The organism is Kitasatospora sp. NPDC001095, from assembly GCF_053598615.1.
In genome coordinates this window covers 22,987-41,864 of the sequence record NZ_JBSFKQ010000017.1, presented here as the reverse complement: position 1 = coordinate 41,864, position 18,878 = coordinate 22,987, and the positions used below count along the sequence as shown (strand labels likewise).

13 protein-coding genes, 1 tRNA gene and 1 pseudogene are annotated in these 18,878 nt (G+C 73.3%); 9 read left to right on the top strand and 6 right to left on the bottom strand.

The features are described 5' to 3' along the window. The first annotated feature begins 60 nt into the window (after window positions 1–60). Complete coding sequence (locus ACWDBB_RS17245; RefSeq protein WP_449790380.1) at window positions 61–651, top strand: 5-formyltetrahydrofolate cyclo-ligase; 591 nt, start codon at window positions 61–63, stop codon at window positions 649–651. Window positions 652–760: 109 nt separating this feature from the next. Here the strand turns inward: ACWDBB_RS17245 and ACWDBB_RS17240 are convergent, their stop codons facing one another. Continuing rightward, window positions 761–3,478 carry a penicillin acylase family protein gene (locus ACWDBB_RS17240; protein WP_449790379.1) on the bottom strand — a complete coding sequence of 906 codons (2,718 nt, stop codon included), beginning with the start codon at window positions 3,476–3,478 and terminating at the stop codon, window positions 761–763. Between the two features lie 240 nt (window positions 3,479–3,718). Here ACWDBB_RS17240 and ACWDBB_RS17235 point away from each other — a divergent pair, with 240 nt between their 5' ends. The 5 genes from ACWDBB_RS17235 to mscL all read left to right on the top strand — a co-directional run bounded on the left by ACWDBB_RS17235 (window position 3,719) and on the right by mscL (window position 8,380). Beyond that, entirely contained in the window at window positions 3,719–5,203 is a 1,485-nt protein-coding gene (locus ACWDBB_RS17235; RefSeq protein WP_449790378.1) for a potassium/proton antiporter, read from the top strand. Between the two features lie 324 nt (window positions 5,204–5,527). After that, window positions 5,528–6,943 (top strand): MFS transporter, encoded by a 1,416-nt coding sequence (locus tag ACWDBB_RS17230; RefSeq protein ID WP_449790377.1) that lies wholly within the window; start codon window positions 5,528–5,530, stop codon window positions 6,941–6,943. Window positions 6,944–7,069: 126 nt separating this feature from the next. Next, window positions 7,070–7,381 (top strand): FmdB family zinc ribbon protein, encoded by a 312-nt coding sequence (locus ACWDBB_RS17225; protein WP_449790376.1) that lies wholly within the window; start codon window positions 7,070–7,072, stop codon window positions 7,379–7,381. A gap of 276 nt (window positions 7,382–7,657) precedes the next feature. Beyond that, window positions 7,658–7,930 carry a hypothetical protein gene (locus ACWDBB_RS17220; RefSeq protein WP_449790375.1) on the top strand — a complete coding sequence of 91 codons (273 nt, stop codon included), beginning with the start codon at window positions 7,658–7,660 and terminating at the stop codon, window positions 7,928–7,930. 30 nt (window positions 7,931–7,960) lie between these two features. After that, the gene (gene mscL / locus ACWDBB_RS17215) at window positions 7,961–8,380 is read left to right on the top strand and encodes a large conductance mechanosensitive channel protein MscL (RefSeq protein WP_449790374.1); all 420 of its coding nucleotides are present in this window, start codon (window positions 7,961–7,963) and stop codon (window positions 8,378–8,380) included. A 61-nt stretch (window positions 8,381–8,441) separates the two neighbouring features. Here the strand turns inward: mscL and ACWDBB_RS17210 are convergent, their stop codons facing one another. Beyond that, entirely contained in the window at window positions 8,442–8,669 is a 228-nt protein-coding gene (locus tag ACWDBB_RS17210) for a hypothetical protein (protein WP_449790373.1), read from the bottom strand. 129 nt (window positions 8,670–8,798) lie between these two features. Continuing rightward, on the bottom strand, window positions 8,799–9,770 hold the full coding sequence (locus ACWDBB_RS17205; protein WP_392874095.1) for a sigma-70 family RNA polymerase sigma factor: 972 nt from the start codon (window positions 9,768–9,770) through the stop codon (window positions 8,799–8,801). Between the two features lie 424 nt (window positions 9,771–10,194). On the opposite strand from ACWDBB_RS17205, the gene ACWDBB_RS17200 reads away from it, so the two are divergent. Both ACWDBB_RS17200 and ACWDBB_RS17195 read left to right on the top strand, forming a co-directional pair. Further along, window positions 10,195–10,998: a phosphatase PAP2 family protein gene (locus tag ACWDBB_RS17200; RefSeq protein ID WP_449790372.1), complete on the top strand. Its 804-nt coding sequence runs from the start codon at window positions 10,195–10,197 to the stop codon at window positions 10,996–10,998. A gap of 185 nt (window positions 10,999–11,183) precedes the next feature. Beyond that, a pseudogene (locus tag ACWDBB_RS17195) lies at window positions 11,184–11,675 on the top strand (carbon-nitrogen hydrolase family protein); the annotation flags it as partial. 167 nt (window positions 11,676–11,842) lie between these two features. Here the strand turns inward: ACWDBB_RS17195 and ACWDBB_RS17190 are convergent. Then, window positions 11,843–14,308, bottom strand: coding sequence for an ABC transporter permease (locus tag ACWDBB_RS17190; protein ID WP_449790371.1), 2,466 nt, complete (start codon window positions 14,306–14,308; stop codon window positions 11,843–11,845). Between the two features lie 263 nt (window positions 14,309–14,571). Next, window positions 14,572–14,644 (bottom strand) — tRNA-Arg (locus ACWDBB_RS17185). A 119-nt stretch (window positions 14,645–14,763) separates the two neighbouring features. Between ACWDBB_RS17185 and ACWDBB_RS17180 the strand changes: the two genes are divergently transcribed. Further along, window positions 14,764–16,350 carry a glycosyltransferase family 39 protein gene (locus ACWDBB_RS17180; RefSeq protein ID WP_449790370.1) on the top strand — a complete coding sequence of 529 codons (1,587 nt, stop codon included), beginning with the start codon at window positions 14,764–14,766 and terminating at the stop codon, window positions 16,348–16,350. Between the two features lie 108 nt (window positions 16,351–16,458). Here ACWDBB_RS17180 and ACWDBB_RS17175 read toward each other — a convergent pair whose 3' ends face one another. Next, entirely contained in the window at window positions 16,459–18,867 is a 2,409-nt protein-coding gene (locus ACWDBB_RS17175) for a hypothetical protein (protein ID WP_449790369.1), read from the bottom strand. Between the last annotated feature and the right edge of the window lie 11 nt (window positions 18,868–18,878).

Below are 18,878 nucleotides of genomic sequence, written 5' to 3'. Positions count from 1 at the left end.
GGGGCGCCCCTTCGCGTGTCAGGCTCTGCGCGTCGACGGTGCGCAGGCCAGGAGGATCGGATGAACGAGGATCGGATGCCCAACGAGAAGAGCGGCCTGAGGACACGGCTGTTGGCGCGGCGGCGCGAACTGGCCGCCCGGGAACGCTCGGCGGCGGCCGACGCGCTGGCCCGGCACGCCGGTGAGCTGGCCGCCGCGGGCGACACGGTGGCCGCCTACGTCTCGGTGGGCTCCGAACCCGGGACGGGGCCGCTGCTGGACGCGCTGCGGGCGCGCGGGGTGCGGGTGCTGCTGCCGGTGCTACTGGCCGACAACGACCTGGACTGGGCCGAGTACGCGGGCCCCGACGCGCTGGCCCCGGCCGGGCGCGGGCTGCTGGAGCCGGTCGGCCCGCGGCTCGGCCCGCAGGCGGTGACGGAGGCCGCGGTGGTGCTACTGCCGGGCCTGGCGGTGGACCGCTCCGGGCTGCGGCTGGGCCGGGGCGGCGGCAGTTACGACCGGGTGCTGGCCCGGCTGGAGCGGGCCGGGGCGCGGCCGGTGCTGGCGGTGCTGCTGTACGAGCACGAGCTGCTGGAGCGGGTGCCGGCCGAGCCGCACGACCGGCCGGTGGACCTGGCGGTGCTGCCCTCGGGGGTGCGCGGGCTCGGCTGAGGCCGGCGGCCGCGGGCGGGAACGGCGGCGGCCCCGCTCCCTCGGGGGGAGCGGGGCCGCCGGTGGCCGGGCCGTACGGGCTGTACCGGCCGTACGGGCTCCACGGCCGTCAGCCGGTGGTCAGCACCAGCTTGTGCTTGGTGGCCTTCTCGACCGCGTCCGGCGAGGAGGCCCAGGTCAGCAGCTTGCCCTTGAGCCAGAGGTCGGTCTGGTCGTTGTAGTTGTCGTGGAAGGCGTGGCCGGAGGCGCCGCCGACGTTGATCCAGCGCGAGGCGTCCAGGTCGTTCAAGTCGACCACCATGCGCATCGACGGGATCCAGTCCACCTGGTAGCCGGCCGCCGCGTTCCAGCCGGCCGCGTCGACCGCCGCCGAGCCGCCGGAGAGCCGGTACGGGCCGCGGTTGAGCAGCTTGTGCACCGCGCCGGAGGCGATCGAGGAGTCGTCGGTGCCGAGGGTCTGCTCGCGCAGCTCCAGCTTGTGCAGGCGGCCCCAGCTCCAGGTGGAGACGTCCTTGCTGAGCAGCGAGGTCAGCTCCTGGCGGGCGTTCTTCATCGCCTCCTGGAGCAGGTTGTCCAGGCCCTTCTGCTCCTTGTGCTGGTCGTCGATGTACGTCCACCACGAGCTGTCGGGCTTCTCCAGCTGCTGGCGCACGACCTCGGTCCAGCGGTCGCCGCCGTCCGGCTGGGCCTTGCCCGGCTCGCGGGTGCCGCACTCGGTGACGATCTTGGTGGAGCTGTCCGGCTTGGTGGGGTCGTCCTGCTGGCGGACCAGCAGGCAGTTGTCCTTGGCACGCAGGTCGGCCGGGAACTTCTGCCCGAAGGCCAGGATCAGCAGCTGGCGCCAGACGCCGTTGTAGTAGGCGGCGGCCGCCGAGTCGGCGTCCTGGTGGAAGTTCCAGTCCTTCAGCAGGTCCTGGGCCTCGCGCACGTACGGGTCGCTGACCGGCTGCTTGAGCAGCAGCGGGACCAGCGTCTTGGCCATCACGCTGGTGTTGTCCAGCTGGAGGGTCTGCATGTCGTCCGGCGAGATCTTGCCGTTGTTCTTGAGCAGGCCCTCGATCTGGTCGGTGATCTCCTTGGCGCGGGTGCCGTACTCCCAGTCCTTGGTCAGGTTGTACTTGTAGCTCGGGTCCACCACGGCCTGGTTGGCGGTGACGATGTAGCCGGCCGAGGGGTTGAGGCTCCAGGGCAGCGCGGTGAAGGGGATCGGGTCCTTCCACTGGTACGTGGAGTCCCAGCCCGGCGCGGGGTAGGTGCCGTCACCCTTGCCGCGGACCGGGATGGTGCCCGGGGCCTGGTAGCCGATGTTCTTGGCGTCGGCGTAGATCAGGTTCTGCGCGGGGACGGTGAAGTCCTTGGCGGCGGCGCGGAACTCGTCCCAGTTCTTCGCCTTGTCCAGCTCGAAGACGGCGTCCATGGTCTTGCCGGGGCTGAGCGCCGTCCACTGCAGGGCGACGCCGTAGCCGCCGGTGCCGCGGTCGGGGGCGGACGGGCCGTTGGGGGCGTACTTGCCGACGTTCTGCTGCTCGCTGCTCTGGTCGGAGATCAGCGGGGCGCCGGTCTGGGTGGTGCGGACGGTGATGGTGCGGTCCTCCCCGCCGGCGACCTTGATGGTCTCCTTGCGGAGGTCGAACTTCACGTCCTTGCCGTCCACCTGGTACGTCTCCGGACCGGTGACCTTCTCCAGGTAGAGGTCGGTGACGTCGGCGCCGAGGTTGGTGAAGCCCCAGGCGATGTCCTTGTTGTGGCCGATCACCACGCCGGGCATGCCCGCGAAGGTGAAGCCGGAGACGTCGAACTGGCAGGCCGGGGAACTGGTCCGGCAGTGCAGGCCCATCTGGTACCAGACCGAGGGCAGGCCGGGGCCGAGGTGCGGGTCGTTGGCCAGCAGCGGCTTGCCGGTGGTGGTGTGCGAGCCGGCGACCACCCAGGAGTTGGAGCCGATGCCCTGGCCGGGGCGGCCGAGCAGCTGCGGCATCGCGTCGATCCGGTCGGTCAGGCCCTGCAGCAGCGCCTTGGTGGTGGCCGCGCCCTGGGCGGTGGCGGTGCCGGGGGCCGCGCCGGACTGCGGGGAGCCGTCGGCGGGGCGGTAGTTGTCGCCGGTCACCGTGCCGGTCTTCACGATCGTGCCGTTGCGGGCGTACGGGTAGTCCGGGTACAGCTCGGCGATCTTGTCCGGGCCGAAGTCCTGGGCCAGCAGCGAGCGGTCGATCTCCTCCTGGAGGTTCCCGGAGAGGTTCCAGGCCATCGCCTTGAGCCAGGCCACCGAGTCGACCGGGGTCCACTGCTCGGGCTGGTAGCCGCTGTTGACGACGCCGAGCAGGCTGTACTCCAGCGAGGCCTTCGCGCCGCCGGGGTGCTCCGCGAGCCAGGCGTTCACGCCGTCCGAGTAGGCCTGGAGGTACTTCTTGGTCTCCGGCGACAGCTTGGTGTCGAACTCCTTCTGCGCCACCTGCCGCCAGCCCATGGTGCGGATGAAGGCGTCGGTGTCGACCTGGCCGTCCCCGAACATCTCGGAGAGCCGGCCGGCCGTGACGTGCCGACGGACGTCCATCTCCCAGAAACGGTCCTGCGCCTGGACGTAGCCCTGGGCGCGGAACAGGTCCTCGTTGGTGTCGGCGTACAGCTGCGGGATGCCGTTGGCGTCCCGCTTGACGTCGACGGGCGCGCTCAGGCCGGCCACCTTGACGCTGCCGTCGACCTCCGGGAAGGAGGCGCGGACCGCGGAGACCCCGCGGTAGCCGCCGTAGCCGGCGCCGGCCACCAGCAGCACGACCAGCACGATCACGATCAGACGGGCGCGCCGGAACTTCTTCGAGCGGGGCATCTGGGTCCTTGCGGTCCTGACTTCGGGGCGGGCGGGCGTGTCCAGGGCCTGCGGCCGTGACAGGGCACCACATTAGGCCGAGAGGGCCGGGCACCGTGAACGGGGGACCAAGCTAAAGATATGGCAAAATGTTAGACTGCGTAACGATCCACAAGGGGAGTATTGACGACTTCTTAACGCGTCGACCCCACAGCACCGCCAGACACCCCGTCCGCCCCTGCCTGCCCGAGGTGCCCCTGCGTGAACGTCTCCCACCTGAACCAGCTCCTGCTTGAGTCCTCCGTGATCCTGCTGTTCGCGGTGGGCGCCGTACGCCTCTCGACCCGATCAGGGCTGCCCAGCCTGCTGATCTACCTGGGGATCGGTGTGGCGCTGGGCCAGAACGGGATCGGTGTCACCTTCAACAACGCCGAGCTCACCCAGGTGCTCGGCTACGCGGCACTCGTGGTGATCCTCGCCGAGGGCGGCCTCAAGACCAGCTGGCGCGAGATCAAGCCGGTGATGCCGGCCGCGACCGTGCTCGCCACCGTCGGCGTCGGCGTCAGCGTCTTCGCCACCGCGGCCGGCGCCCACTGGCTGGTCGGCCTGGACTGGCGGACCTCGCTGCTGCTGGGCGCCATCGTCTCCTCGACCGACGCGGCCGCCGTCTTCTCGGTGCTGCGGATGGTCCCGCTGCCGCACCGGCTCACCGGCCTGCTGGAGGCCGAGTCCGGCTTCAACGACGCGCCCGTGGTCATCCTGGTCGTCGCCTTCGCCACCACCGGGGAGCTGGACCCCTGGTACGTCCTGATCGGCACGATCATCGCCGAGCTGGCGATCGGCGCCGCGATAGGCCTCGCCGTCGGCAAGTTGGGCGCCTACGGGCTCAAGCACGTCGCGCTGCCCTCCTCGGGCCTCTACCCGATCGCCGTGATGGCGCTCACCGTGCTGGCGTACGCCGGCGGCGCGCTGCTGCACGGCTCCGGCTTCCTCGCCGTCTACGTCAGCGCGGTGATCCTCGGGAACTCCAAGCTGCCGCACGGCCCGGCCGTCCGGGGCTTCGCCGACGGACTGGCCTGGATCGGGCAGATCGGCATGTTCGTGCTGCTCGGCCTGCTCGTCACGCCCGAGTCCATGGGCGACGCGGTGGTGCCCGCGCTGGTGATCGGCGCCGTGCTGGTCTTCCTGGCCCGGCCGCTGTCGGTGATGCTCTCGCTGACCCCCTTCAAGGTGCCGGCCCGCGAGCAGGCGCTGCTGAGCTGGGCCGGACTGCGCGGGGCGGTGCCCATCGTGCTCGCCACCATCCCGGTGGTGTCCGGCGCGCACCAGGCCGAGGACGTCTTCAACATCGTCTTCATCCTGGTCGTCGTCTTCACCCTGCTCCAGGGGCCGACCCTGCCGTGGGTGGCCAAGCGGCTGCGGATCGGCGAGGGCGCCATGGGCCAGGACCTGGGCATCGAATCCGCGCCGCTGGAGAAGCTGCACGGGCACCTGCTGTCGGTCGCGCTCTCCCCCGCCTCGAAGATGTCGGGCGTGGAGATCAGCGAGCTGCGGCTGCCCAAGGGGGCGGCGGTCACCCTGGTCGTGCGGGAGGGGAACTCCTTCGTGCCGGACAAGGCGACGGTGCTGCGCGGTGGGGACGAGCTGCTGGTGGTCACCACGGACGAGGTCGGCGAGGCGGCGGAGCGGCGACTGCGGGCCGTGGACAAGGGCGGCAAGCTCGCGGGGTGGCTGAGCGGGCGGTGAGCCCGGGCCGCCCCCGGCTCCCGGGCCCCGCCCCCGGCTCCCGGCCTTACGTCCAGGAGCCGGGGGCGGGGGCGGGGTGGGTGGCGGTGTCTACGCGCGTAACTGTATGCTGGCCCGACCAGCCGTATAACCATCGTTAGACCACCCCCAGCATCTGCCTGACGCAGAGTTGGCGCGACCGCTCGGCGGCCGCGGTCCGGTCCCCGGCCACCAGGCCGGCCCGACCCGGTATCTACCCCGGTCGACGCGCGAGAGGACGACTCTCGGCGCCGTCGGGGCTCCACCATGCCCTGCCGCGCTACCAGGCAGCAGGAAGGACCGACCGTGACGGCGCGCCGAACGGTCGACACCGCCGCGGACCACGCGGCCACCACCCCCGCAGCTCCGGCCCCCGCCCGTGTCGGGTACGGCGAGCTGCTGCGCACCCCCGGGGCCTGGACGTTCCTGTTCCCCGCCCTCGTCGCGCGGCTGCCGTACGCGATGCTCAGCATGGGCATCCTGCTGCTCGTCACCCGGACCCACGGTTCGTACGGCACCGCCGGTACGGTCACCGCGGTCGCCGCCGTCGCCCAGGCCCTGATCGGGCCGCAGACCGGGCGGCTCGCGGACCGCTACGGCCAGGCCGCGGTGCTCGTGCCGACCGTCCTGGTGCACGCGGTCTCGGTCGGCGTGCTGATCGCGCTGGCGCTCGGCCACGCGCCCGCCTGGAGCCTGTTCCTGGCCGCCGTCCCGGCCGGTGCGAGCGTGCCGCAGGTCGGCGCGATGGTCCGGGCCCGCTGGGTCGCCAGGTTCACCGCGGACGGCGCCTCCGAGTCCTCCGCGGCCCGGGTGAGCACCGCGTTCGCGTTCGAGTCCGTGACGGACGAGTTCACCTTCGTGATCGGCCCGATCCTGGCCTCCGGCATCGCCGCCCTCGCCAACCCGGCCACCGCCCTGGTCGCCGAAGCCGGGCTGACCCTCGTCGGCGGCCTGGCCTTCGCCGCCCAGCGGCGTACCGCCCCGGCCCGGATCGTGCCCCAGCCCGGCACCAAGCACGCCTCGGCGCTCGCCTCCCCCGGCGTCCGGCTGCTGGCCGGGTCGATCCTCGGGGTCGGCGCGGTGTTCGGCGGCATGCAGGTGTCGGTGAACGCCTTCGCCGACTCGGTCGGACAGCACGACGCCGGCGGCACCGTGTACGGGATCTTCGCCGGCGGCTCGATGCTGGCCGGTGTGCTGTACGGCGTCGTCGCCTGGCGGCGACCGGTGCAGCAGCGGATGCTGATCAGCTACGCGCTGCTGGTGCTGGGCTGCTCGGTGCTGTGGGCGATGCCGAACCTGGTCGCGCTGACCGTCGCCGGGCTGGTCTGCGGGCTGGCCATCGCGCCGACCCTGATCAGCGGCTACACCCTGGTCGAGACGCTGGTCGCGGACGGGGCCAAGACGGAGGCCTTCACCTGGCTGACCGGCGCCATCGGGCTCGGCCTGGCCGTCGGCTCGATGGCGGCGGGCCGGCTGATCGACGGGCACGGGCCCTCGACCGGGTTCCTGGTGCCGGTGATCGGGGCGGGGCTGGGGCTGGTCGCGCTGTTCTCGCTGCGGCACCTGCTGGTGGCGCCGGGGGGCGTTCCGGCCGACGGTTCTGGCTCCGACTCGGACCCCCGATCGGGCTCCGGCTCGGGCTCCGGCTCGGGCTCCGGCTCGGGCTCCGGCTCGACGGAGCGCGGTGGTGCCGGGCGGCTGGTGGGCGCGGCCAAGGGCTGAGCGGGCGGCGGTCCGGCGGCCGGACCCGGCCCATCTCACACCGGAGTCGCTGGACTGATCCCGCGGAATACCGCATCATTGACCATCGTTAGCACTCATCAGGCGAGAGTGCCAGGAGGAAGACAAGTGCCCACGTACCAGTACCAGTGCACCGAGTGCGGCAGCGGCCTGGAGGCGGTGCAGAAGTTCACCGACGAGGCGCTGACCACGTGCCCCGACTGCCAGGGACGGCTCCGCAAGGTCTTCTCGGCCGTGGGCGTCGTGTTCAAGGGCTCCGGCTTCTACCGGACCGACAGCCGCTCCTCCTCCAGCAGCTCGGTGGGCGCCGGGTCGTCGTCGACCTCTTCGACGTCGTCCAGCACGTCCACGACCTCCGCTTCGTCGTCGTCGAGCTCCGGCTCCTCGACCTCGTCCAGCCCGGCTCCGGCCGCGAGCTGACCTCGGCGCCGGGCACCGGCCCGGACGGCCCGCAGTCCTCGGAAAGGCCCGCCACCCCGCTTCCGCGCGGGGTGGCGGGCCTTTCCGCATGCCTCCGCACGGGCAACCGGTCAAGCCGGACCGGCCCGCATCACTCTCGTGAGTGGACGAACTCGTCCACAGGGCCGGGTTGTCCACAGGGCTGGGGAAAGGACTTCCGGAGTTCGACGGAAACGCCCATCGTGTGGCTCGTCCGGTCCGCGAGGGGCCGGCCCGCCGACACCCGGAGGTGCGTCGATGACGACCGTGAGCTTCTCCCTTCCGCTGCCCGCCCCCGCCGTACCGCCCCGCCAGGAGCTGCCGAGCTTCCCGCCGATCCGGCGCGGGTGCGGCGGGTGGCACCGCTGGCGCAGCGCGGTGCGACGCCGGGCCGGGGTGCCCGCGCTGGCGCTGCTCGCGACGGCGGCGGCGCTGGCGCTGGGGCCCGGGCGGGCCGGTCTGCCGCCGCCGCACGGGGGCCCGCTGGGCCGGACGGGTTGTCAATCCGAGACTCTGGAAGATCACCCGTAACCGGAATGCGACTTCGTCGTTCGAGGCGGCATGAAGGGCTTCAAGGAATTCCTGCTGCGTGGAAATGTCGTCGAACTCGCCGTGGCCGTGGTCATCGGCGCGGCCTTCACCGCCATCATCAGCGCCTTCGTCAAAGGCGTGATCAATCCGATCGTCGGCGTCTTCGGAACGAAGGACCTCGCGTCCTACAGTTCCTGCCTCAAGGGGCCCTGCGAGGTGAGCCCGACCGGCGAGGTCACGTCCGGGGTCCTCATCCTGTGGGGATCCGTGCTCAGCGCCGCGCTCCAGTTCCTGATCACCGCGACGGTCGTCTACTTCGTTCTGATCCTGCCCATGAACAAGCTGGCGGCCCACCGCAAGTCCGCCGCCGAGAAGGCGGAGGAGGCCGAACTCAAGGAGGTCCAGCTACTGACCGAGATCCGCGACGCGCTGGTCACGCCGCTGCGCTGACCGGTGGGCGCGCGTCGCCCACGGTCCCGCTCCCCCGTCCCCCGATCCTCAGTCCCGCTCCTCAGTCCCCGTGGTGCGGCGGGCGCTGGCTCAGGTACCAGTCCAGCCCCCGCCCACCACTCTCCCCGGCCCCGGGGCGGTCGCCCCAGCCCGTGTCGGTGTCGTCCCCGGACTGCTGGTCGAACGGGTCCCGGAAGACCAGCCTGGCCTTGGCGGCCGAGGCCTTCCGAGCCTCCAGCGCCTGGTCCTGGCGCCCGCCCGTTTCCTGTCCCTGTCCCTGCTCGCTCACGCCGTCCACTCCATCCGCTCGTCCCTCCCCTCCAGACTAAGAGCCCCGTGGCACGCCTCGGGCCCCGGTGCGGAGCGCTCCGCGCCAGGGCCCGGGTGAGGGGCTCGGCCCGTGGGGCCGGCTGGACCGTCAGGCGGCTTCGAAGCCCGCGTGGTCCGCGATCTTCTTCAGCTCGGCCAGGGCGTGCTTCTCGATCTGGCGGATCCGCTCACGGGTGAGGCCGTGCTGCTTGCCCACCTCGGTCAGGGTGCGCTCGCGGCCGTCCTCCATCCCGTAGCGGGAGCGGATGATCGAGGCGGTGCGGTCGTCCAACCGCCCGATCAGGTCGTCCAGTTCCTCGCGGCGGAGCATGACCATCACGGCGTCCTCGGGGGACGTCGCCCCGGTGTCCTCGACGAGGTCGCCGAACTGGGTCTCGCCCTCGTCGTCGACGGACATGTTGAGGCTGACCGGGTCGCGCGCCCAGTCCAGCACGTCCTTGATCCGGGCCTCGGTGGTGTCCAGCTCGGCCGCGATCTCGGCCGGCTCCGCCTCGCGGCCCAGTTCCTTGGACTTCTCCCGCTGGACGCGCCGGATCCGCCCCAGCTCCTCCACCAGGTGCACGGGCAGCCGGATGGTGCGGGACTGGTCGGCGATGGACCGGGTGATCGCCTGCCGGATCCACCACGTCGCGTACGTGGAGAACTTGAAGCCCTTGGCGTAGTCGAACTTCTCGACGGCGCGCACCAGGCCCGCGTTGCCCTCCTGGATGAGGTCCAGCAGCGGCAGGCCGCTGCGCGGGTAGCGCCGGGCGACGGCGACCACGAGCCGGAGGTTGGAGCGGATGAAGACGTCCTTGGCCCGCTCGGCGTCGGCGGCTATCGCCTCCAACTCCTCACGCGTGACGCCGTCGGGGAGTCCGCCCTCCTCCAACAGGTGCTGGGCGTACACACCGGCCTCGATCCGCAGCGAGAGCTCGACCTCCTCGGCGGCATCGAGCAGGGGTGTCCTGGCGATCTCGTCGAGGTACATGCCGACCAGGTCGCGGTCGGCCTCGAGGTTGGTCGGGCGGGCCGCGCGACTCCGGTCGGCCCTGTCGCGAACGACGGCACGGGTGGCCATGCTTGCTCCCTTTGCTGGTGTTGCCGAGATCTGCCTGCCTGCCTCGTGAGGGCAAGATGTGCGGCCCCTGGGGGCTCACACGTAACGATCCAACGAACAGATTCCGGACAACATTCCCAAGTCGCTCAGATTCTTCCCGGCGATGCAGTATCCTGCCGGTTTTCACCCCGACTCCGAACCCTGGGTGACCAGTCGGGCACTACCCGTGCCATCGGACGACCGTTGCGGGATCGATTTCTTCACTCGACCCACACCCCGTCGCCGCCTACCCGTGTGAACCCGCGAGGAACGGCCGACGTTCCCGGTGCGCCCCCTTTTCCGCCCGCGCCCGCACCCCGGCGCACGCAGGTCCTCCGCACAAACGATGCCGAATCGCTATCACTCCGGCTCTTGCTCGGCGCAGGACACTGGGAAGGTGTCAACCATGCACCTGACCAACAGCACGACCCTCCTCACCGCGCGTAACCGCAGTCTCCTTCGGGACACCGCGCTCGCGCTGGGCTGTGCCGCGCTGTTCGGCCTGCTGGCGGTCCTGGTCACTGGCCAATGGCGCCCACTGGTCCGCTTCGACCAGGAGTGGATCGGCGAACTGCACGCCTACGCCCGGGAACACCGGATCTGGACCGCCTCGGTGCAGACCCTCTCGGACATCGGCGGGACCGTCACGATGCGTACGCTGCTCGGGATCGTCGCCGGGTGGCTCTGGCTGATCGGCGCCCGGGTGCTGGCCGGCTGGGTCGCCGCCCAGACCCTGGTCGGCTGGGGCGCCCTGTGGGCCCTGAAGCTGGCCTTCGGCCGTAGCCGACCCACCTTCACCGACCCGGTCTCGCACGCCGGCGGCCCCGGCTTCCCCTCCGGACACGCCATGGCCTCGGCGATCACCTGTGCCGTTCTGGTCGGCCTGCTCTGGTACCGGGTCCACCGTCGCGGCCGGACCGCCGCCTGCGTGGTGGCGGCCGCGACAGTGCTGACCATCGGCTGGACCAGGGTCGCGCTCGGGGTGCACTGGCCCAGCGACGTGCTGGCCGGCTGGCTGGCCGCCGGGATCGTGCTGGGCTCCGTGACCGCGGTGATCCAGGTCTGGCGCCCCGGCGCACTGGCCCGGGACGTACGTCGGGTCAACTGGCGCACCAGGCCCCGGGTCCAGCGAGTCACCGTGTCCGCCGGGCGGCCTTCGCACACCGCCGGCGCACCGGACGAGGACGGGCCCCACGACCTGCGGGCGTAGGCCCCGGGCGGACCGGACGGGCCGGACGGGCCGGACGGGCCGCTGACCCGCCGTCAACCCCTGCCCGCTGCCGGCCGCCACGCCAGCGTGCCGGCCATGTCCGACACCTCCGCTCCCGCCTCCCCCACCGCGCCCACCGGCCACTCCGAGCAGCCGCTGCGGATCGCCACCTCCAGGCCCGGGCCGTGACCGGTGACATACCCGCCAACGTCGCCCAGGCCGCCGACCTGATCCGCGAGGCGGCCCGGGCCGGTGCCCGGCTGGTGCTGTTCGCGGAGAAGTTCCTCTCCGGGTACGAGCCCGAGCTGATCCGCACCGACCCCGGCAAGTACCCGGTCGGCCTCGGCGATCCGCGTCTCGCGCCGATCGCCGAGGCCTGCCGCGAGACCGGGACCGCCGCGATCGTCGGAGCCGCCGTACAGGACGGCGCCGACCTGCGCATCTCCGCCCTCGTCCTCGGGCCGGACGGTGGCTTCGTCACCCGCTACGACAAGCAGCACCTGTTCAAGAGCGAACGCGAGCACTACCGCCCGGGGACGGCCGGCTGCACCGTGGAACCGGACGGCTGGCACACCTGCGGCGGCAGCGCGGTCTGGGGCCCCGACGGCCGGCTGGTCGCCGAGGCGAGCGAGGACCGGCGCGAACTCGTCGTCGCCGACCTCGACCCGGTCGTCCTGCGCACCACCCGCGAGACCGAGACCCTCCTCGCCGACCTCGCCCTCGACACCGGTCGGCCGCCCGCGCCCGGACCCGGGTCATCCTGGCCTGAGCGCCCGACTCCCGGCTCCCGACTCCCGACTCCCGGCTCCCGGCGCACCGGCCGCCACCGCGACCGCGACCGCGGTCAGGAGGCCCGCATGGCGGCCACCGCGCTCATGCGGCCGACGCGGCGGGCCGGGAGCACGGCGGCGGCCAGGCCGACCAGCACGGTCAGGGTCAGGGCGGCCAGCACCGGCAGGACGGGCGGGGTGCCGACCGTGCCCACGGTCGAGGTGACCGAGCGCGCGGCAGCCCACCCGTAGCCGACGCCCAGCGCGGTCCCGACCAGGGCGCCGGCCAGGGAGAGGAGCAGGGCCTCCAGGGTGAGCATCCGGCGCAGCTGCTCGCGGGACATGCCGATCGCCCTCAGCATGCCGATCTCGCGGGAGCGTTCGCTGATGCTGAGCATCAGGGTGGCCGCGACGCCGAGGCCGGCGATGGCGACGGAGAAGGAGAGCAGGGCCATGCTGACGGTCTTCAGCCGGTCCAGCAGGGAGCGCAGGGTGTCGGCCTGGGCGGCCGTGTCGGCGACGGTCACCTGCGGGTGGTCGGCGAGGGCGCGGTCCAGGGCGCGGCGGGCGGTCGGCCGGTCGTCGCCCGTGGCCGGGCTGATCCAGGCCGTGGTGACGGGCGCGCCGGGGGCGAGGCGGTCCAGGGTCGCGGGCGTCACCAGCAGGGTGGCGCCGCTCTGCAGGGTGAACGGCAGGCTGCTGCGGCCGGGTCGCAGGCGCAGCTCGACGTCGCCGACCCGGCGCGTCCCGGTCTCGCCGAGCCCGCTCAGCGCGTCGCCCCCGGTGAGCCCGCGGGCCCGGTCCACGTCGTCCGTCGAGGAGTTGAGCCGGGTGGCGTCGACGGCGGCGACCACGGTGGGCCGGCCGTCGAGGTCGACGGTGGCCGAGCGGACCGGGGTGACGGTCAGCCCGTGCTCGGCGCCGAGCGCGCCGAGCGCCCCGGCGGGCAGGGCGCCGCCGGTGGCCGTCGCCGAGAAGGCCCCGGGCTGGCGCGCCGACACCACGGGCACCAGCGACTGCGAGGTGATGTCCAGCGCGGTGACGGCGCCGACCATCACGGTCACGCCGAGCAGCAGTGCCGAGCCGGTGGCTCCGGTGCGGCCCGGGTTGAGCCGCAGCTGCTGGGTGGCGAGCCGCCCGGCCGTACCACCGAGCCTTCGGGCGGGCCGGCCCAGTACGGCGACGACCGCGGGCAGCACCCGGTGGGAGAGCCGCAGCACCCCGAAGAAGCTGGCGATGGCGCCGACGGTGACGGCGAGCAGCGACAGCGGCGGCGGGGTCATCGCCCCGACCACCAGCAGCGCCGTGCCGACGAGCAGCAGCCCGGAGGTCCACACCGCGGCCCGCATCCTGGCCGCCCCGCCGGTCGGCGCGGGGGTGCCGCCGAGCGCGGCGATCGGCGGCACGGCCGCGGCGGCCTTCGCCGGGCCGCGGACGGCCAGCAGGGTCAGCAACACGCCGAACAGCCCTGCCAGCAGGCAGGTCAGCGGGGAGGGCATCAGCGACAGGTGCACCGGCCCGAGGTCGAGCCCGCCGACCACGGCGGTGCCGAGCGCGCCGAGGGCGATCCCCAGCAGCACGCCCACCGCCGAGGCGCCCAGCCCGAGCAGCAGGCCCTGGCGGCGGATCAGTCGGCGCAGCTGCTGCCGGTCGGCGCCCACGCAGCGCAGCAGGGCGAGCTGGCGGGTCCGCTGGGCGAGTACCACCGTGAAGGTGTTGCCGACCACCATCCGCGCCACCGCGAGCGCGATCAGGACGAAGGACAGCGCGGCGACCAGCACCACGCCGTACATCGTGCTGCTCTGCCGGGTCGCCTCGGTGACCGAGGCCTCGCGGGTGTGCACCTCGACGCCGGTGCCGAGGGCGGTGCGCAGGGCTTCGACGGTCGTGGTCCGGGAGGTGTCGGGGGTGACCCTGACGTCGAGCCGGTCGGTGGTGACGCCGGTCGCGTAGTCGGCGACCGCGTTCGCCGGGACTCCGATGATCGGGACTCCGGCGAGGCTCGGTGCGCCCCGCTCGTCCAGGGTGCCCACCAGCCGGGCGGTGGCGGCGGTGCCGTCGGCCCGGGTCAGGTGCACCTCGGCGCCCACGGCGGCGTCCAGCCGGTGCGCGGTCCCGGTGTCGAGCAGCACCTCGCCGGGGCCGGCGGGCCAGCGGCCGTCCTTGAGCAGCTGCCATCGCAGCGCCGGGTCCTCGGCGACGGCGCTGACCGCGGCGGTGTGGTCGAGCGGTCGCCCGTCGGCGGCCAGCACGCCGCCCTTGCCGGTCAGCCGGGGGGCCACCGCCGCCACCCCGGCGGTCTGCCGCACCCGCTCCGCGGCGGCCGCGTCCAGCCCGCCCGTCCTGACCGCCCGGGTCACCTGGATGTCGCCGGGCCCGACCTCGGCGGCCGCGGTCTGGCTGTAGGAGTCCACCAGTGCCCCGCTGCCGGCGACGGAGGCGATCAGGAAGGCCACCCCCAGCGCGATCGCGGCGCCGCTCAGGATGAGTTGGCGCAGTTGGCCGCGCAGCTCGGCCACGGTGTATCGGTACGTCGTCATGGGTCCCCGGCTCGTCCGCCCTGACCGGCAACGGTGCTCCGGCAGGGATCTCGACGAGCCTAGGAACGCGGCGGCCGCGCATCGTCAGCACGAGGTCTGCTTCATGATCACTCCGTGGGCGGACGGCCGCCCACCGCCGCCTCCTCCCGGAGGGGTACGCCGCCCCCGAGACGGGCACCCGGACATGGCGACGAGGGCCCGGGAACGCCGCAGGCCCTCCTGCCCGGTGTGGGCAGGAGGGCCTGCGACCTGCGTGTTCGCTGTGCCCCAGACAGGAATCGAACCTGCGACACCGGCTTTAGGAGAGCCGTGCTCTATCCCCTGAGCTACTGAGGCGCGGCCCGGATGCCACCAGGCCGCTCACAGCGTACCGGATCGGGGGTCGGTCGCGGGGTGACGGAGGGGGTACGGGGGGACCGACGGGGCGTCAGGGCTGGTCCAGTAGCCTGCCCGGCATGGTGGGACGCGCCCGGCGCACCGCGTTGAAGGAGACGAAGGACTCGATGAGACCTGCTGTGCACCCGGTCGGTCGGCTGCTGGGGCAGGTGTGGGTGTGGCCCGCGCTCGTCATGCTGGCGGTGGGCGGGTACCGGCTGGGGACGCCGGACCTGTGGCGGGACGAGATCGCGACCTGGACGGCGGCCACCCGCTCGCCGGGCGACCTGCTCCGGCTGCTGCAGCACATCGACGCCAGCAACGGCGCGTACTACGTGCTGATGCACGGCTGGACCGCGGTGTTCGGCGACTCGACGATCGCCCTGCGAGTACCCTCCGTGCTGGCGATGGCCGGGGCGGCGGCGCTGGTGTCGCTCACCGCCCAGCGGCTGTTCGGCAACCGGGTGGCGGCGGTCGGTGCCGGGCTGCTGCTCGCGGTGCCCTCGGAGATCTCCCGGTACGCCCAGGAGGCGCGCTCCTACGCCCTGGTGACCTGCGCGATCGCGGCGGCCTCGCTCTTCCTGCTGCGGGCGCTGGACCGGCCGTCCTGGCGGCGCTGGGCGCCGTACTGCCTGGCCATGGCGCTGAGCGGCGCCGGGCACCTGATCTCCTTCAGCACGGTCGCCGGGCAGGTGGCGCTGGTGGCGCTGCACCTGTGGCGGACCCGTTCGGCGGTGGAGTGGCGGCTGCTGGAGCAGTACCCGCTGGCGGTCGTGGTGGCGGCGCTGCCGGTGCTGCCGGTGCTGCTGCTGGGAAGCCGGCAGTCGGACCGGCAGCTGGGCTGGATACCGACCCCCTCCCCGGAGGACCTCACCTACTTCGGTGAGGTGCTGTTCGGCTCGGAGGACGTGTTCCACGCCTTCCTCCTGCTGGCGCTGCTGGCGCTGCTGCTGCCCGGCCGGCGGATCCAGGCCTGGCAGCTGCTGCTGCTCGCGGTGCTGCCGGTGGTGGCCGTCTGGCTGGTGTCCTGGTCGGGCGAGACCTCGTACTTCCTCGGGCGGTACCTGCTGTTCACGGTGCCCGCCTGGGCGGCGCTGGCCGGCGGCGGCGTCGGGGCGGTGTACGGCGCGGTGACGGGCCTGGCCCGCCGGCTCGGCCGGGCGCCCCGGGGGGCCACCGCGGTGGCCGGGCTGCTGGCCGCCGGGCTGCTCGCGGTGCCGGCCGTGAAGGCCCTGCCGGAGCAGCAGTCGGTGCGGTACGTGGGGTCGCACAACCGCTCGGTGGAGCCGTTCAAGGCGGCGGCCCGGGAGATCTCGGCCGGCTACCGCGCCGGGGACGGGATGGCGGCCCCGCTGGGTGTCCAGGCCTGGGCGATGGCCTGGCCGGGCGTCAGCTACTACCTGCCCTCGGACGTGCGCCCCTACCCGGTCTTCGTAGCGCGGAGCGCCGAGGACGCCGAGGACCTCTCGCCGGCGCCCTGCCCGCAGCCGGAGGCCTGCCTGGGCGAGGTGTCCCGGATCTGGCTGATCGTCCTCGACGACACCGAGGACCCGCTCGGCGCGATGCCGCCGGACCAGGCGCAGGTGCTCCGCGCCCGGTTCGGCGTCCCGGACCGGGTGACGCCGCTCGGCGGGCTCACGCTCGCGCTGTTCGACCGGGACGTCTAGGACACGAAAGGGAGAAGGGGAGCCGGTGGACCGGCTCCCCTTCTCCCTTTCCTCGTCTCGCCGCGTTCGACGGCTCGGCGGGCTCAGCGGCTCGCCGGGCTCAGCGCCTCACAGCGTGCGCAGCAGCCGGGACTGGATGGACGGCGGGTTGAGGTCGCTCTGGAGGGCCACCGGGACCTCCGAGCCGTCGTCGCCGGTGCCGACCCGCAGCACGCCGACCTCCTTGCCGGCCGGCTCGCTGTGTCCGATCTTCAGGGGGTCCAGGGTGATCGTGCCGGAGATGCCGGGGAAGCCCGCCACCACCAGGTCCTTGGTCGCGACGACCGCGACCTTGTGGCCGAGCCCGTCCTCCACCGAACCGACGACGTCGCCCTTCTTCACCACGGTCTGCCCGGTGACGCCGTTCTGGGCGGCCTGGATCTGCTTGCCGCTGACCCTCAGCACGGTGGGCAGGATCCCGCCGTCCGGGCCGGAGGAGGTGGCCGGCTGGCCCAGCGTGACACCGAGGATCAGCCGCTTCACGCCGCCGATCTCCTTGTAGGCGGCCCACATCAGGCAGCCGCCGGCCGGGGTGCTGGAGCCGGTCTTGACGCCGATGACGCCGGTCTTCGCGTTGATCAGGTTGTTGGTGTTGGGGATCTTCGCGTTGTTGAAGTTGGTCTCCGGGGTGGAGACGATCTGCCGGAAGATCTCGTCCTGCATGACCTGCTCGGCCAGCTTCAGCTGGTCCTTGGCCGTGGACTTGGTGTCCGCGTTGAAGCCCGCCGGGTCGGCGTAGATGGTGTTGGCCATGCCGAACTTGGCCGCGGTGTCGTTCATCAGCTTGACGAACTCGGCCTCGGAGCCGGAGTGGAAGCGGGCGAGCAGCCGGGCCACGTTGTTGGCGGAGGGCAGCATCAGCAGCTCCAGCGCCTGGTACTCGGTGAGCACCTGGCCCTCGGTGAGCGTCACCTTGGACTCGTCGACGTTGCCGGACTCCTGCGCGGCCTGCTTGTCGACGGTGATCTTCGGTCCGCTCTCCCCCTTCTTCAGCGGGAACTTCTGGAGGATCAGGTAGGCGTTCATCACCTTGGTGACGCTGGCGATCGAGGCCGGCGTCTCCGGGCCCGAGCTGCCGAGGCTGCCGATGCCGACCACCTCGGCGGCGGACTGGCCCTTGGCCGGCCAGGCGAGGTCGAGCGCGTCGCCGGAGAAGCTGTAGCTGCCCGCGGCGGTCATCTTCAGCTTGGGGTCCGGCAGCGGGCGCAGCAGCTGGGCGACCGCGAGCGCACCGAGCACCACGGCGAGGAAGACCGTCCAGATGGTCACCCGCTTGAGGGCGCGCCGCAGCGGCGAGACCGGGCGGGCGTTGAGGGAGGCCAGGACCTCCATCGCCTCGGCGGTGTTCTCCGGCGACGGCAGCGGCTCGGGCTTGGGCAGCGGCGGGACCGGCGGCACCGGCCGCGGGTCGGGCTGCGGCAGCGGCTTCGGGGCCGGCCCGGGCGCGGGCACGGGGGTCGGCTTCGGCAGCGGCGCCGGAGCGGGGGTCGGCTCGGGCTCGGGCTCGGGGACGGGCCTGGGCTCCGGACGCGGCTCGGGCTTGGGCGCGGGCGCGGGCTCGGGCTTCGGCTCCGGGGCGGTGCCGGCCGCGGAGGCGCGCAGCGGCGCGGGCTTCTCCAGCTTCTCGGCCGGACCCGACGGCTGACCAGGCTGCCCGGTCTTGGTCAGCGCGAGGGTCACGTCGCCGTGGGTGGGGGTGTCCTCGGCGCCGGTGGCCTCGGCCTCGCCGGTGCCCTCCGGGTCGTCCTCGGTCCCCGCGCCGTCGGCCTTCTCCGGCTTCTCCGACTCGTCGGCCTTGTCTGACTTGCCGGACTTGTCAGCCGCGCCGTCAGCAGCCCCGGCCGGTACGGCCGTCGGCTCGGCATCGCCCTCGGCGCCGGTGGCATCGCCCTCGGCGCCGGTCTCGGCGCCGGTCTCGGCACCGGTCTCCCCCGCCGGCTCGGCCGCCTTCCCCGCGACCTTCCCCGCCGCCGCGACACCCGTCCGCATGGTGAGACGCGGGTCGGCGGTGACCGGACGCCCGGCGGGCTCGGCCGCCTCCGCGGTTTCCGGCAAGGACTCCCCCTTCTCCCCCTCGCCTTCGGAACTCGCCTTGCCGGCGGCCTTCACCAGCTCCTCGGGCAGCCGCAGCGCGGTGGTCTTGTTGTCCACCGGCAGCCGCAGCATCGTCGTCTCGCTGTCCACATCGTGGACGCGGAGCTGTACGGTCGAGCCGCCCTTGGGGGCCGTCGCCGGAGCGTCGGCGGACGCCTTCGGGGCCGTCTCGCCGGAGGTCTCCGCGGGGCCGTCCGAGGAGGTGTCCGAGGAGGCCTCGGCGGAGGTCTCGGCGGCGGCCGTGCCTGACGCCCCGTCGACCGCCGGGCCGGAGCCGCCCGCGGCCGGCTCGGCGCCGCCCGCCGCCGTACCGGTCCGTTCGCGCTCGCGGTCCCGCCGCCGCTCGTCGCCGTCCCTCAGCACCCTGTCGGGGGACTCGCCCACGTATCCCAGCC